A 13,981-nucleotide genomic window follows, 5' to 3' on the forward strand; every position below is an offset into this window, starting at 1 on the left:
ATGGCCCGTCCCCGCCTGACCGAAGGCGCGGTGTATGACGGCTTCACCATCGGACCGCTGCTGCATCGCGGCGGCATGGCGATGCTGCACGAGGTGACGCATCCCGACCATCCCGGCCCGCTGCTGATGAAGGTGCCGCTGCTGTTCGAGGGCGAGGATCCCGCCGCGATCGTCAGCTTCGAGATGGAGCAGATGATCATGCCCCGCCTCTATGGCCCGCATGTGCCGCGCTTCATCGCCGCCGGCGACTTCTCCGAACAGCCCTTCATCGTGATGGAGCGCATCCCCGGCACCTCCCTGCTGCCGCGCATCGCGACGCTGCCGCTGCCGGCCGAGGAGGTTGCGGCGATCGCGTCGCGAATCGCGACCGCGCTGGAGGCGATCCATCGCCAGCACGTCGTCCATCTGGATGTGAAGCCCTCCAACATCCTGCTGCGCGAGAGCGGCGAGGCGGTGCTGATCGATTTCGGCCTGTCGCACCACCTGCAGCTTCCCGACCTGATGGAGGAGGAGTTCCGCCTGCCCTACGGCACCGCGCCCTATATGGCGCCGGAGCAGGTGATGGGGGTGCGCGACAATCCGCGCAGCGACCTCTTCGCGCTCGGCGCGCTGATGTATTTCTTCGCGACCGGCACCCGGCCCTTTGGCGACCCGCTGACCTTGCAGGACCTGAAGCGCCGGATCTGGCTCGACCCGGCGCCGCCGCGCGCGCTGAACCCGGCGGTGCCGCCCTGGCTGCAGGAGACGATCCTGCGCTGCCTGGAGGTGGATCCGGCGCGTCGGCACCCTTCGGCCGCGCAGCTCGCCTTCGATCTGCGCAACCCCGACCACGTGGCGATGACCCCGCGCGCCGCGAAGCTGAAGCGCGACGGCTGGCGGCAGAGGCTGCGTCGTCGCTTTGACCCCGATGCGCGGCCGGTGTTCCGCCGTCGCACCGCGCTTCCCGGCGCCGCGCCGATGGCACCGATCCTGGTCGTGGCGCTCGACATCGGAGCCCCGGCGCCGGTGCTGGAGGCGGCGATGCGCGCCACCACCTCCCGCCTGCTGGCGACCCTGCCCGCGGCCCGCGTTGCCTGCGTCAACGTGCAGCGGCATCATTGGGTCGCGTCCGATTCCGCACTCGACGGCAGCGGCCGCAACCGGCATGTGCAGCGCCTGGTCGCGCTCAGGCACTGGGCGGCGCCGCTCGGCCTGCCGGAGGGCCGCGTCACCTTCCATGTGCTGGAGGCGGCCGACCCCGCCGCGGCGCTGCTCGACTACGCCACCGCCAACGCGGTGGACCACATCATCCTGGGCGCCCGCCCGGCCTCGTTCCGCAAGCGCCTGCTCGGCGGCATCTCCAGCGAGGTGGTGGCGCAGGCGCCCTGCAGCGTCACGGTCGTGCGGCCGCGCGCGGGAAATTAAGCGTGCGGCCGCGCGCGGGGGATGAGGAAGCAACCGCGGCGGCGGGTGACCACCCCGGTGCCGTTGCCAGCCGGCCCAGACCGCCGCATCCTGCGCGGAACGGAACGGACAAGGATCATCGCGATGGCGGGCTTCACCTTCGACCACCTGCACCTGCGCAGCCCCGACCCGGAAGCCGCCGCGCGCTTCTATGTCGACATGCTGGGTGCGGAGATCACCGGTCACGCCACCACGCCCGCGGGGTTGCGCGTGCTGATGTCGCTCGGCGGCATCACCATGTTCATCGAGCAGGTGCCTGCCGGCACCGCGGTCGCACCGCCGGCGCCTTACATTGGCAACGAGCATATCGGCCTGAAGGTCGAGAACATCCACGCGGCCGTCGCCGCGATGAAGGCGAAGGGCGCGCATTTCTCGATGGAGCCGAACTCGCCGCGCCCCGGCATCACCATCGCCTTCGTGGACGCGCCCGACGGCGTCCGCGTCGAGCTGCTGGAACGCGCCGCGGCATGATCAGCGCCGTGATTCAGGTACCTGCTTCAGATCTTCGGCCGATCGGCCTCAAGCCGACACGCGCTAGCAGGTAAAGCAGGGGCCGGGAAAACCGCGGCAGCAGGCCGGCCGGCAGGCGGAGAGCGGCAGCAGCCCGCCTGCCAAAGCCGCGATCACGACGACAAGCCTCAACCAGCGGATCATGGCGCGCCCCATCCGTAACGAGATCAGCATGATCCTGGCGCTGGGGTCACGGCAAGCCCGACTTGTCGCGCCCGGGCCGGGGCGCCAAGCTCCGGTCCCAAGACCGCACGAGAAGAACCATGGAAACGTCCCCCATCGCGGCCCTCGACCCCGCGCGCCTGCCGGCCGGCATCAGCAGCCGCATCTTGCCGGGCGTGAACGGCCTCTCCGTTCATCTCCTGGAAACCGGCCAGAAGGGACGCCGCTGCGTGCTGCTGCTGCACGGCTTCCCGGAGCTCGCCTTCTCCTGGCGGCATGTGATGCCGGCGCTCGCCGATGCCGGCTTCCATGTCGTCGCACCCGACCTGCGCGGCTACGGCCGCACCACCGGCTGGGACGATGATTATGACGGCGACCTCGGCGCCTTCCGCATGCTCAACTACGTCAAGGACATGCTGGCGCTGGTCCGCGCCCTCGGCCTCGCTTCCGTGCATGCGGTGGTCGGGCATGACTACGGATCCCCGGTCGCGGCCAATTGCGCGCTGATCCGGCCCGACGTCTTCCGCTCCGTCGTGTTGATGAGCGCGCCCTATGGCGGCCCGCCGGCGCTCAAATCCGGCGATGCGCCGGTGGCGACGCCGCAGGTGCCGGGCGACATCCATGCCGGGCTGGCGGCGCTGGAGCGGCCGCGCAAGCATTACCAGTGGTACTATTCCACCCGGGCCGCCAATGCCGACATGATGGGCTGCGCCCAGGGCCTGCGCGACTTCCTGCGCGCCTATTACCACCACAAGAGTGCCGACTGGGCCGCCAACGCGCCCTATCCACTGGCCGGCTGGACCGCGGCCGAGCTCGCGAAGATGCCGACCTACTACATCATGGACCTCGCGCGGACGATGCCGGAGACGGTGGCGCCGGAAATGCCGTCAGCGGCCGCAATCGCCGCCAATCGCTGGCTGGATGAGGAAGCGCTCGGGACCTATGTCGCCGAGTACACGCGCACCGGCTTCCAGGGCGGGCTGCAATGCTATCGCGCCGGCACCAGCGGCCTCTCCGCCCGCGACCTCCAGGTCTTCGCCGGGCGTGCCATCGAGGTGCCGGCCGCCTTCATCGCCGGCCGCAGCGACTGGGGCGTGCACCAGAAGCCCGGCGATTTCGAGCGCATGCAGGGCGGTGCCTGCGCGCGACTGGAAGCTGTGCACCTGGTCGACGGCGCCGGCCATTGGGTGCAGCAGGAACAGGCGGCAAGGGTGGCGCAACTGCTGACGGAGTTCGTCACCCGCCGGCGCTGACGGACCGGAATTTGCCGCGCGGGCTCAATGGGGCCAATCTCCTTCTTCGCAAGGCGCCGCAGCGCGCCGCGGACGGAGGGAACGGAAGCATGAAGGTCGGCGCCGCCATCGCGGAAATCATGAAGCGGGAGGGGATCGGCATCCTCACCGGCTATCCGGTCAACCACCTGCTGGAGAGCGCGGCGGAGATCGACATCCGCCCCATCATCGTGCGGCAGGAACGCATCGGCCTGCATATGGCCGATGCCATCTCCCGCGTCACCTCGGGCGAGACCATCGGCGCCTTCTGCATGCAGCACGGGCCGGGTGCCGAGAACGCCTTCGGCGGCGTCGCGCAGTGCTTCGGGGAATCGATCCCGGTTCTGGTGCTGCCGATGGGCTATCCGCGCCGCATCGCGCATGTGCCGCCCAACTTCAACAGCGTCACCTCGATGGCGACGGTGACCAAATCGGCGGAGCCGGTGACCCTCGCCGCCGAGGTGCCGAACATCATGCGCCGCGCCTTCGCACGACTGCGCAGCGGCCGCGGCGGCCCCTCGCTCGTCGAGATCCCGACCGATATGTTCAATGAGGAGCTGCCGGACCCGCTCGACTACACGCCGGTCAAGCCGGTGCGCTACGGGCCGGATCCCGTCGATGTCAGTCGCGCCGCAGCGATGCTGGCCGAGGCGAAGCGCCCGGTGATCTATGCCGGCACCGGCATCCATTGGGCCCGCGCCTGGCCGCAGCTCCGTGCGCTGGCCGAGCTGCTGGGCGCGCCGGTGACGACGAGCCTCGGCGGCAAGTCCTCCTTCCCTGAGGATCACCCGCTGGCGCTCGGCTCCGGCGGCCTCGCGATCGCGAAGACGGTGCGGCATTTCCTCGACAATGCCGACCTCATCCTCGGCATCGGCTGCTCCTTCACCGAGACCAATTTCGGCGTCGCCATGCCGAAGGGAAAGACCGTCATCCACGCGACGCTCGATCCCGCGCATCTCGACAACAATGTCCGCGTCACGCTCGGCCTGGTCGGCGATGCGGCACTGACGCTCGACGCACTGCTCGCCGAGCTCGGCGACCGCATCCGCGAGCCGCGCGATTCCAGCGCCACGGCGCGGGAGATCGCGGAGATCCGCGCGGAATGGCTGCAGCAATGGGCGGCGAAGCGTGACCATGACGCGGCACCACTCAACCCCTATCGCGTGCTGCGCGACCTCTGGAATACGGTCGACGTCGACAACACCATCATCACCCATGATGCCGGCAGCCCGCGCGACCAGCTCTCGCCCTTCTGGGTGGCGCGCACGCCGCTGTCGTACCTCGGCTGGGGCAAGACGACGCAGTTGGGATACGGGCTCGGCCTCGCGATGGGCGCCAAGCTCGCGCGGCCGGACAAGCTCTGCATCAATGTCTGGGGCGATGCGGCGATCGGCTTCACGGGCATGGATTTCGAGACCGCGGTGCGCGAGCGCATCCCGATCCTGTCCATCCTGCTCAACAACTTCTCTATGGCGATCGAGCTGAAGGTGATGCCGATCAGCACGGAGAAATACCGCAGCACGGACATTTCCGGCGACTATGCCGGGATGGCGCGCGCCTTCGGCGGCCATGGCGAGCGGATCGAGCGGCCCGAGGACATCGTGCCGGCGATCCGGCGCGGCATCGCCGCGACCAGGGAAGGCAAACCGGCGCTGCTCGAGTTCATCACCTCGAAGGAGACCCAGGTCAGCCGCCTCTGAGCTTTGGCGCACAAGCTTTGGCGCAACCGCAAGGCAGATTCCATCGTTGACGTCTCGTCGGGTAACCGATCAGCGAGGCGTCATGAACAAGGTCTTCGCCCATATCGCGCAGTGGGTGGCGGAACAGGCCGGCCGCCCCCACAGCTTCATCCTGGCGGCTGTCATCGTGATCTTCTGGGGTGCCTCGGGGCCGCTCTTCGGCTTCTCCGACACCTGGCAGCTCGTCATCAACACCGGCACCACCATCGTCACCTTCCTGATGGTGTTCCTGATCCAGAACTCGCAGAACCGCGACACGCGGGCGCTGCACCTGAAGCTCGATGAGCTGATCCGCGTCACATCCAGCGCCAAGAACAGCTTCATCAATCTCGAAGACCACACCGAGCAGGAGCTGGAGGCGCTGAAGCGCAGTTTCGATGACGAATGTCAGGCGGCGCCCCCCCTGACCACGGCGGAGGACGGCAAGCCGCAGCCGTGATAACCAGGCGCCGACACACGCCCGAGGACGCCGCATGCCCCCCTTCGCCACCGCCCCCCGGCGCGGCTTCGTCGAGCGCCCGGATTGCCGCATCGCCTATGAGGTCGCGGGCGAGGGTCCACCGCTGGTCTTCGCGCATGGGCTTGGCGGCTGCCTGATGTCCTGGTGGCAGCAGGTCGGCCATTTCGCGCGGCGCTTCAGCTGCGTGACCTTCTCCCATCGCGGCTTCTGGCCCTCGACCGCGCCCGCTGATGGCCCCGATCCAGCCGCCTATGCCGGGGATCTGGCGGCGCTGGTCGACCATCTCGGCCTCGGTGAGATCCGGCTGGTCTGCCAGTCGATGGGCGGCTGGACCGGCGTCGAATACGCGCTGCTCCGCCCGAGCCAGGTGACGGCGCTGGTGCTGGCTGCGACCACCGGCTCCATCGACCCGCGGCAGTTCCGCGAGCCGGAGCGCGCCTGCATCGAGCCCTGGACCGAGGAAAGCATGGCGGCACGGCAAGCCCTGGCGCGGCGCGGCGTGCACCCTGCCGCCGGCGGCCGCATGGCGCAGGAGCAGCCCGCGCATCACCTGCTCTACACCCAGATCGACAGCCTGAGCACCGGCCTCGACAAGGAGGCGGTGCGCGGCCGGCTGCAGGCCCTGCGCGGGCGTGCGCCCGCCGAACTCGCGGCGGCGGGGTGCCCGGTGCTGTGCATCGCCGGCGGCGAGGATGTGGTGATGCCGCCCTTCGCGGCGGCGGCCATCGCGGCGGCGGTGCCGGGGGCGCGCGCCGCGGTGATCCCGGACGCCGGCCATTCCGCCTATTTCGAACGTCCTGCGGCCTTCAACGCGCTGGTCGACGCCTTCCTCGCCGAAGCGGGCTGACGCGTCGCCGGGGCGGGGCGTCGTCTGGCGGCCGCGCGTGGCGCCTCCAGCCGCCGGATCAGCGCGGCGGCATCGGCAGGCGCCCGGACCTTCGCGTCATTGTCGAAGTAGAGATAGACATCGCGACCCGCGGCGCGCGGCTGCGTCGGGGCCAGCACGCGCTCGGCATCGGCGGGCTCCGCGCCGCGCGCCCAGGCGCGGATGCGATCGGCCCAGCGATCGAGCGCCTTCGGGCCGTAGCCGCTGGCATAAAGTTGCTCCGACCCGTGCAGGCGGCAATAGACGAAGTCAGCGGTCAGATCCATCAACAGCGGCCATTCCACGGTGTCCGCGGTCACCAGCGCCGCGCCGTATTCCCGCAGCAGGTCGATGAAGCCGGCGTCGCGGAAGCTCTCGTGGCGGATCTCGATGGCGTGGCGCAGCGGCTGATCCACGTCGCAGTCGACCCAGGCCCGCCCGTCCATGCGCGCATCGTGCTGCCGCGCCAAGGCGGCGGCGGCCCCGGTGTCGCGCGGCAGCAGCGCCAGGAAATCGCGGAACAGCCCGTGGTCGAAGCGCATGCGCGGCGGAAACTGCCAGAGGATGGGCCCGAGCTTCGGCCCCAACCGCAACGGACCGGAAGCCAGGAAATTGGCGAGCGGCGTCTCCACATCGCGGAGCTTCCGCATATGCGTGATGTAGCGGGAGCCCTTGATCGCGAAGACGAAGCCCTCCGGCGTCTCGTCCCGCCAGCGGCCGAAGCTCTCCGGGCGCTGCAGCCCGTAGAAGGTGCCGTTGATCTCGACCGAGCGGAACTGCCGCGCGGCATGGGCGAGCTCCTGCTTCTGCGGCAGGCCTTTCGGATAGAAGACGCCGCGCCAGGCCGCGTAGGTCCAGCCCGAGATGCCGATGCGGATAGCCCCTGTCGCCACTGGTCGCCGTCCTGCCTCTGCCCGCCGCGGAATGCGGCAGGCACCTGCACAACGTCGATTGGATGGTGCTGGTTACCGGCTGAAGGCGACGGCGATGCTCGGCGGGGCGCCGTGGTTCGGCGTCGGTGCCATCATGGCATCCACCGCCGCGACGGATAGGATGAGTGAGATCCAGATGGTGAGCGGCACAAGACGGTCGCGCATTGTCCCCTCCCTGGTCAGAGGAGGAGCATGAGTGTTGCTGCGATGCACTCGCAACTCATACGTGCAGATCGTTTCGATGGGATTCGATGACGACGATCAACTATCCGCGTGAATCGCAATAGTTGTGACAGAATCGTGAAGCTTTGCGGTGCTGGTCGGTCACGATCAGCGCGGAGGCCGCAGGCCTCACGCAGCAATCGAACCCAGGGTCGCCGCCAGGATCCGGCCCAGCGCGAATTTGTCGACGGTGCGGTAAGGCTCCACCTCGGTCTGGGCGCGATGCACCAGGACGAGGTCGAGGCTCGGCACCACCAGCAGCAGATGGCCACCCCAGCCGCGCGCGGAGAAGCTGTCGCGCGGCAGGATGGCGCCGGGGTAGTGCACGCCGTCGCGGCAGACCCACCACATATAGCCATAGGCGCCGTCCTGCCCGGCATCGGAGATCGGCTGCACGGAGAGCCGCACCCAAGGCGCGGGGACGAGCTGCCGTCCCTCCCAGGCCCCGTCCTGGAGCCAGAGCTGCCCGAACCGCGCGAGGTCGCGCGCCGAAAGCCGGATCGGATAGGCGGGGTGCTGGCTCTCCTCGGAGAAGATGTGGCTGGCATCCTCCGGCGCGAAATCCTCCATCCCCAGCCGTGCCGCCAGCAGGGTCGCGAAGGCTTCGGGGATAGAGCGGCCGGTGGCGCGTTCGTAGATCGTGCCGAGGGCGTTGAAATCCCAGTTGTTGTAGGTCCAGCGGGTGCCCGGCGCATGGGCGTGCCGCGGTGGCTTGATCGCCTTCATCCAGTCGCTCTCATAGCCCGCGGGATGCATGATGCCGGACCGGGCGGTGAGCAGGTCGTAGACGGTCGCCTGCTTCTCGGCCGGCGACAGGCCTTCGCGGTCATCGATGCCGAGCTGTTCCAGCGTCGCGCCCAGGAAGATGCGCCCTTCCTCGGCCGCGATGCCGATCAGGGCGGACAGGATCGATTTGCGGATCGATCGGATATTGGCCTTCCAGGCGGGGTCGCCGAGGCTCGCCACGATCTGCCCGCCGCGCAGCACCAACAGCCCTTCGGCGCCGTAGAAGCGGGCCAGCGCCACGGCGCGGCCGAGCCGATCGGGATCGAAGCCGGCGGCGGCGGGCGCGACCGGCGGCGCGGTGACGGAAGCGGGCGGCATCATGGCCTTCATGATGGCGCGGATAGCCGCGCCATCCAACCGCGGCGCCGTTCCGTGGACGGGCGGTGAAGTTGCCATGCAGCCGCGGCTACCGAACCATCGGGCTACTCCGTCGCGATATAGACGCGCCACCGGCCCGGCGCCGCCTCGGCCAGCCGGTAGTGCCGGCTCGGCGCGAAGGGGTCGCGCGACCAGGCGCCATCCCCGGCGGTCAGCAGCACGGCCCGGCAACCATAGCGCCTGGCGAGCGCGGTGACGTCATCCTGCGTCCCCTCGCCCGCGAAGACGCGCAGGAAGAGCTCGGAGATCGCGGTGCGGCGTTCGGCAGTGAGGGGCGCGAAGGCGACCGCCAGCTCATGCCCCGCGAAGCAGGACCGGCGGTCGGCGAGCAGCGCCCAGGACATGTTCACCGTCCAAGGCGTGATGTCCGCGAGTGCGGCCGGATTATTGGCCACCCGGGCATCGGGCGGCGCGTGACGGCGAAGCGCCGCCCACATCGCCGGCGCCTCGGCAAAGGCAGCGGCGGAGGACGCGGGATCGCCGGCCAGGTTGTTGAAGGCGATGTCGCCGGCATCGGGCAGCGCGGCGGCCGCGACGCCGATCATGGCCGCGGCAGCCCAGGCCGGCCCACGGGAGAACCATCGCGACATGGCCGCGGCAGCGGCCGCGGTCACGATCAGGACGCCGGGCAGCACCGCCCGCCAGCCGAGGTCGTTGTTCTCGCCGGCAGTGCTCACCAGCAGCCAGCCGCCGGCGAAGCTCACCACCGCCAGCACGGCGAGCGCGATCGCCGGCAGCCGCGCCTCCCGCTCCGCCTCGCGTCGTGTCGCCCATCGCCCGAGCGCCGCGCCACCCAGGAGGAAGACCACCGGGAACTCGATCACCAGCAGCACCAGCCAATAGGCCGGCAGGTCGAGCAGCCGGCGCAGCGGGTCGGGGAAGGCCGGGCCCAGCACCCGGAAGGCGCCGATGATGACGGGGGCGCCGCCGCCGCGGGCATCGGCGGCGCGGAGCTGCTCGGCGAGCAACGGCGCCGAGAGCGCAGCGGCGAGGAGTGCCGCGGCGATGCAGCATGCGATGAAGCGCCAGCGCCGGCCCGGCTCCGCTGCGACCAGCAGCGCGACGGCCATCGGCGGGCCCGCGAGGGCAAAGACGACGCCGCCCACCCAGAGCGAGCTGCCGAACCCCGCCGCGACGGTGAGTGCGAGGATCAACGCCGCGAAACCCGAAGGCCGCGCGGCGAGCCGCGCCATCAGCAGCGCGGCTAGCACGGCGCAGCAGGCGGCCGCCACGTGATGCGGGCTCCAGCTCGTCTGGAACAGCCAGCCGGCGAGGCCGGTCGCCGGCCGGAGCAGCCGGTCCAGCAGGTCCTGGCCGAGCAGCAGCGCCAGCACCGGCCGCAGCGATCCCGTGCCGCAGGCGGCAACCGCGAGCAGTGGCGCCATCCAGCGGCCGCCGATCCGCAGCGCGAGGCCGCCCACCAGGCAGAGCGAAGCGAAACCCGTGAACCAGGTCGCGGCGGCATCGCCTTCCCAGGCGCTGGCGCCGGCAAGCCGCGCGAGCTGCGCCGCGCCGAAATGCCAGAGGTAGTAGTAGGCGACACCCGGCGTCGCCCCGTCGCCGCCATAGATCGGGTTGACGGGCGGGACGCCGGCGCGGGAGATCTCCGCGACGAGCGCGATCTTCGCATGGTCATAGATCGGCGCCGCCAGGATGACGCCATCGGCGGTGAATTTCGGCAGCACCGCCGCCGCCGGCAGCAGCGCCAGCAGTGCTGCGGTGACATAGAGCCAGCGCGTCGCCCCTGGCGTCTCCGGTGCCGGTGGTGGCGCCGTCATCAACAGCGCGGCCGCACATAGCAGCGCCGCCGCGCCGAGCATCGTCCAGAGCGAGAGCCCGGCGACCAGCGACAGCGCGAGCGCCGCCGCGTTCTGCGCCGCCCAGCCGAGCGCGGGCGCCATGGGCAGGGCTAGCGCGCGGCCGAAGGGCAGCCGCCGGGCGACCACCCAGCCGGTGCCGGTCCAGAGCGCCAGGCCCAGGAGGGCGCAGAGCAGGACGGAGAAGGTCGAGGCCATGGCCTCTGGCTAGCCTATCCCGGTCATCCCGCCCATCGCCCCGACAGGTCTCACAATCCGCTGTGCCAATTAAAGCCCCGATCCGCCCAGTAGCCACCGGGATAGGTGTTGGTCACCTCGATGGCGCGGATCCATTTCGGGTTCTTGAAGCCGAGCTTCACCGCGGTGCGCAGGCGCAGCGGAAAGCCATAGGGATCGCCGATGGGATCGCCCGCATATTTGGTCGCGAGGATGGTCTGCGGGTGCAGCGCGGAGGCCATGTCGATGCTTTCCATGTAGTCGTCATGGCTGTGGAAGGCGACGTATTTCGCGCCCAGATCCGCGCCCACCCGGGTCAGGAACTGGCGCAGGTTGGGGCCCGACCACTGCCCGATATAGTCCCAGCCCTCGACGCAGATGTGCCGAATGATCTCCTCCTGCTCCGGCAATGCGCGGATCTGCTCCAAAGTCCAGGGGCGCTTGTCCTGGATCAGCCCGGCGAGCTCGAGCCTCCAGGTTGCGGCATCGATCGGCTGCACATCCTCGATCCCGTAATAGGCGTTGAAGCGCGGCGGCTTCAGCACCTGCGACGCCGCATAGCGCGGCGCGAGCTTGTCGGGATCGAAGAGCCGGGCCTGCACCCAGTCGTTGAAGGCGGAGACCGAGCGCAGCACACGCTGCACCTGGTCCTGCTCGGAGACGTCGCAGCCGGTCAGCAGCGTGAGCGCGCCGAGGCTCATCGTGCCGCGCAGAAGGCCGCGGCGGCCGATCTCATCGATGACCTTGCGGTGCTCGCGCAAGATTGCCCGGTCCGGCACCTGCGGTGGGCGGAACCGCGAAGATGACTTGCGGAAGAGCATGGCGGCCTCCGTTCAGGAATGCGCGGCAGGAGAGGAGGAGACGTCACGCGGCGCGGCGGCGATGCGCTGCCCGCCGCCGATCATGGCAGCCAGGGTGCGCGGCACCAGCAGCGCCAGCGTTACATGCACCAGCAGGAACAGCACGATCGCCGCCATGCCGATGAAATGCGCGAGCCGCGCGCCCTGGAAATCGCCGAACAGCACGACCAGCCAGGAGAACTGCACCGGCTTCCAAAGCGCGAGGCCGGAGAGCACCTGCATGATGATCACGAGGATGACGCCGAGATAGAGCGTCTTCTGCACCGCGTTGTAGCGGGTGAGGTCGGGATGATGCAGGCGGAAGGTCAGCGCCGCCTTCACCTCCCGCAGCAGCTCGCGCGGGCGGATCGGCAGCAGCAGCCGCCTGAAGCGGCCGGAGAGCAGGCCATAGGCCAGGTAGACCAGGCCATTGAGGACCAGGATCCACATGCCGAGGAAATGCCACTGCAACCCGTGCTGCGCCCATTTGCCGAGGACGATCGCCTCCGGAAAATGCAGGAAGCCGAAGATCACCTCGTCATTGTAGATCTTCCAGCCGCTCATGATCATGACGATCATGGCGACCGCATTGGTCCAGTGCGTCACCCGCACCAGGGCGGGATGCATCCGCGCCCCCGGCCGCGGAGGCCCGGCCTTGATCTCACTGCCCATGCGTCCAACCTCCCGTCATAGGACCGCCGAAGCGGCCGCTTTCCATTCTTGAGGAGGAGCTCCGATGCAGAGCCTCGCTCGTCTCGCCATTCCGCTGGCCGCGCTGCTGGCGACCGGCCTTGCCCCCGGGATGGCGGCAGCGCAACACGGCGTGGCGGTGCAGGCGCCGGACGGGCTGACACCGGAGCAGCGAATGCAGCGGCGCTTCCCGCAGCCCGCGCGGGTCGGAGACCTCATCGGCCTGCCGCTGCTCGATGCCGATGATCGCACCATCGGTCGTGTGGAGCGTGTGGTGCGGACCGCGGAGGGCCATACCCTGCTGGTGGCGCGCCGCGGCGCCTGGTTCGGCATCGGCGGCGAGCTGGTGCCGGTGCCGATCGAGACCGTCGCCATGCTCGGGCGGCAGATCGCCGTGCTCGATATCCCGCGCGGCGATTTCCTGACGCTGGCCGCCTGGCGTGGCGATGCCGGCATGCCGATCGGGCCGGACGAGATCATCCGGGTCGCGATCACCCGGCGCTGACAGATCTTGGCTCGACACGCCGCCCTCCTCTTCGCAGGGGCTTCGGCGGGCCGGGCGGCAAGGTTACGGCGTGCGTGGCGGCGAAGCTCCCAGCGCATCCGCATGGGCGAGCTCGGCCATGCCCTCCTCGAAGCCGACCATCGGCCGCCAGCCCAGCGCATCCCGCAGCCGGGTGGAATCGGCGGTGATGTGCCTGACATCGCCGAGCCGGTATTGGCCGGTCACCACCGGCTCCGGCCCCTGCAGGGCGCGGGCCAGCGCCACCGCCATCTCGCCCACCGTGCGCGGTGTTCCCGACCCGACGTTAAAGGCGACGAGGCCTGCCTCGTGCCGCTCGCAGGCGGCGACGGTCGCCGCCGCGATGTCGCGGACATGGATGAAGTCGCGCCGCTGGCGACCATCCTCGAACACGCGGGGGGGCTTCCCGGCACGCAGCGCCGAGGTGAAGATCGCCGCGACCCCGGCATAGGGCGTGTCGCGCGGCATGCCGGGACCATAGACATTGTGGTAGCGCAGCATCGCGGCGGAACCGCCGGTCACCCGCGCCCAGTTCGCCACGTAGAATTCCTGCGCCACCTTGCTGCTGGCATAGGCATTGCGGGGATCGAGCGGTGCGTCCTCATCGACCAGCGTCGTGCCGAGCGGACGGCCGCAGGTCGGACAGGGCGGTTCGAACTCGCCCACCGCCAGCGCTGCTTCCAGCCGCGGCGCCGGCCGGACGGCGCCATGCTCGGGGCAGAGGCCGACCCCCTCGCCATAGACGACCATCGAGCTCGCGAGGGTGAGCCGCCCCACACCGACCGCCGCCATGCCAGCCAGCAGCGTCGCGGTGCCGGCATCGTTCGAGGAGGCGTAGTCCGGCAGGTCGCCGACATCGACGCCGAGGCCGACCTTGGCCGCGAGGTGGATGACGGCATCGGTGCCCGCCAGGGCGGCATCGACCTGCGGCCGGTCGCGCACATCGCCGACGATCAGCTCTACGCCTGCGGGTGGCGTCCAGCGCGCATCGCCGCGATGCACATCGGGCCTCAGCGAATCCAGCACCCGGACAGCGTGGCCGCGCCGCAGCAGCTCCGCCAGGACGTGCTGGCCGATGAAGCCCGCGCCGCCGGTCAACAGGATGCGCATGCCGTCTTCTCCTTCGCG

Annotated in this window: 14 protein-coding genes; 7 read left to right on the forward strand and 7 right to left on the reverse strand. The window is 70.1% G+C overall.

Going from position 1 to position 13,981, the window contains the following annotated elements; genetic code table 11:
• The 6 genes from GXW71_RS17875 to GXW71_RS17900 all read left to right on the forward strand — a co-directional run bounded on the left by GXW71_RS17875 (window position 1) and on the right by GXW71_RS17900 (window position 6,432).
• Window positions 1–1,404, forward strand: a complete 1,404-nt coding sequence (locus tag GXW71_RS17875) for a serine/threonine protein kinase (protein ID WP_211853911.1) — start codon at window positions 1–3, stop codon at window positions 1,402–1,404.
• Window positions 1,405–1,527: 123 nt separating this feature from the next.
• The gene (locus tag GXW71_RS17880) at window positions 1,528–1,914 is read left to right on the forward strand and encodes a VOC family protein (RefSeq protein ID WP_211853912.1); all 387 of its coding nucleotides are present in this window, start codon (window positions 1,528–1,530) and stop codon (window positions 1,912–1,914) included.
• Between the two features lie 302 nt (window positions 1,915–2,216).
• Window positions 2,217–3,368 carry an alpha/beta fold hydrolase gene (locus tag GXW71_RS17885; protein ID WP_211853913.1) on the forward strand — a complete coding sequence of 384 codons (1,152 nt, stop codon included), beginning with the start codon at window positions 2,217–2,219 and terminating at the stop codon, window positions 3,366–3,368.
• A gap of 11 nt (window positions 3,369–3,379) precedes the next feature.
• The gene (locus GXW71_RS17890) at window positions 3,380–5,086 is read left to right on the forward strand and encodes a thiamine pyrophosphate-requiring protein (protein ID WP_281417381.1); all 1,707 of its coding nucleotides are present in this window, start codon (window positions 3,380–3,382) and stop codon (window positions 5,084–5,086) included.
• 82 nt (window positions 5,087–5,168) lie between these two features.
• On the forward strand, window positions 5,169–5,564 hold the full coding sequence (locus GXW71_RS17895; RefSeq protein ID WP_211853915.1) for a low affinity iron permease family protein: 396 nt from the start codon (window positions 5,169–5,171) through the stop codon (window positions 5,562–5,564).
• Between the two features lie 34 nt (window positions 5,565–5,598).
• Window positions 5,599–6,432 carry an alpha/beta fold hydrolase gene (locus tag GXW71_RS17900; RefSeq protein ID WP_211853916.1) on the forward strand — a complete coding sequence of 278 codons (834 nt, stop codon included), beginning with the start codon at window positions 5,599–5,601 and terminating at the stop codon, window positions 6,430–6,432.
• Here the strand turns inward: GXW71_RS17900 and GXW71_RS17905 are convergent.
• The 6 genes from GXW71_RS17905 to GXW71_RS17925 form a co-directional block, all read right to left on the reverse strand.
• Complete coding sequence (locus GXW71_RS17905; protein ID WP_211853917.1) at window positions 6,369–7,343, reverse strand: DUF72 domain-containing protein; 975 nt, start codon at window positions 7,341–7,343, stop codon at window positions 6,369–6,371. The two genes, GXW71_RS17900 and GXW71_RS17905, sit on opposite strands and share 64 nt — an antisense overlap.
• Window positions 7,344–7,415: 72 nt before the next feature.
• The gene (locus GXW71_RS35210; RefSeq protein WP_281417382.1) at window positions 7,416–7,547 is read right to left on the reverse strand and encodes a hypothetical protein; all 132 of its coding nucleotides are present in this window, start codon (window positions 7,545–7,547) and stop codon (window positions 7,416–7,418) included.
• Window positions 7,548–7,733: 186 nt separating this feature from the next.
• Complete coding sequence (locus GXW71_RS17910) at window positions 7,734–8,708, reverse strand: serine hydrolase domain-containing protein (protein ID WP_246526671.1); 975 nt, start codon at window positions 8,706–8,708, stop codon at window positions 7,734–7,736.
• Window positions 8,709–8,812: 104 nt separating this feature from the next.
• Entirely contained in the window at window positions 8,813–10,783 is a 1,971-nt protein-coding gene (locus tag GXW71_RS17915; RefSeq protein WP_211853919.1) for a hypothetical protein, read from the reverse strand.
• A 50-nt stretch (window positions 10,784–10,833) separates the two neighbouring features.
• Window positions 10,834–11,562, reverse strand: coding sequence for a molybdopterin-dependent oxidoreductase (locus tag GXW71_RS17920; RefSeq protein WP_246526672.1), 729 nt, complete (start codon window positions 11,560–11,562; stop codon window positions 10,834–10,836).
• A 72-nt stretch (window positions 11,563–11,634) separates the two neighbouring features.
• A complete protein-coding gene (locus GXW71_RS17925) occupies window positions 11,635–12,312 on the reverse strand; it encodes a cytochrome b/b6 domain-containing protein (protein ID WP_211853921.1) in 678 nt (225 codons plus the stop codon).
• Window positions 12,313–12,376: 64 nt separating this feature from the next.
• Between GXW71_RS17925 and GXW71_RS17930 the strand changes: the two genes are divergently transcribed.
• Window positions 12,377–12,835: a PRC-barrel domain-containing protein gene (locus GXW71_RS17930; RefSeq protein ID WP_211853922.1), complete on the forward strand. Its 459-nt coding sequence runs from the start codon at window positions 12,377–12,379 to the stop codon at window positions 12,833–12,835.
• 63 nt (window positions 12,836–12,898) lie between these two features.
• Here GXW71_RS17930 and GXW71_RS17935 read toward each other — a convergent pair whose 3' ends face one another.
• Entirely contained in the window at window positions 12,899–13,963 is a 1,065-nt protein-coding gene (locus GXW71_RS17935) for an NAD-dependent epimerase/dehydratase family protein (RefSeq protein WP_211853923.1), read from the reverse strand.
• Between the last annotated feature and the right edge of the window lie 18 nt (window positions 13,964–13,981).

It is taken from the genome of Plastoroseomonas hellenica (assembly GCF_018129085.1).
Taxonomy (GTDB): Bacteria; Pseudomonadota; Alphaproteobacteria; order Acetobacterales; family Acetobacteraceae; genus Plastoroseomonas; species Plastoroseomonas hellenica.

Coding starts and splice junctions, on each gene's coding strand:
- GXW71_RS17875 (WP_211853911.1), top strand. CDS start 1: ATGGCCCGTCCCCGCCTGACCGAAGGCGCGGTGTATGACGGCTTCACC.
- GXW71_RS17880 (WP_211853912.1), top strand. CDS start 1,528: ATGGCGGGCTTCACCTTCGACCACCTGCACCTGCGCAGCCCCGACCCG.
- GXW71_RS17885 (WP_211853913.1), top strand. CDS start 2,217: ATGGAAACGTCCCCCATCGCGGCCCTCGACCCCGCGCGCCTGCCGGCC.
- GXW71_RS17895 (WP_211853915.1), top strand. CDS start 5,169: ATGAACAAGGTCTTCGCCCATATCGCGCAGTGGGTGGCGGAACAGGCC.
- GXW71_RS17900 (WP_211853916.1), top strand. CDS start 5,599: ATGCCCCCCTTCGCCACCGCCCCCCGGCGCGGCTTCGTCGAGCGCCCG.
- GXW71_RS35210 (WP_281417382.1), bottom strand. CDS start 7,547: ATGCGCGACCGTCTTGTGCCGCTCACCATCTGGATCTCACTCATCCTA.
- GXW71_RS17910 (WP_246526671.1), bottom strand. CDS start 8,708: ATGCCGCCCGCTTCCGTCACCGCGCCGCCGGTCGCGCCCGCCGCCGCC.
- GXW71_RS17915 (WP_211853919.1), bottom strand. CDS start 10,783: ATGGCCTCGACCTTCTCCGTCCTGCTCTGCGCCCTCCTGGGCCTGGCG.
- GXW71_RS17925 (WP_211853921.1), bottom strand. CDS start 12,312: ATGGGCAGTGAGATCAAGGCCGGGCCTCCGCGGCCGGGGGCGCGGATG.
- GXW71_RS17930 (WP_211853922.1), top strand. CDS start 12,377: ATGCAGAGCCTCGCTCGTCTCGCCATTCCGCTGGCCGCGCTGCTGGCG.
- GXW71_RS17935 (WP_211853923.1), bottom strand. CDS start 13,963: ATGCGCATCCTGTTGACCGGCGGCGCGGGCTTCATCGGCCAGCACGTC.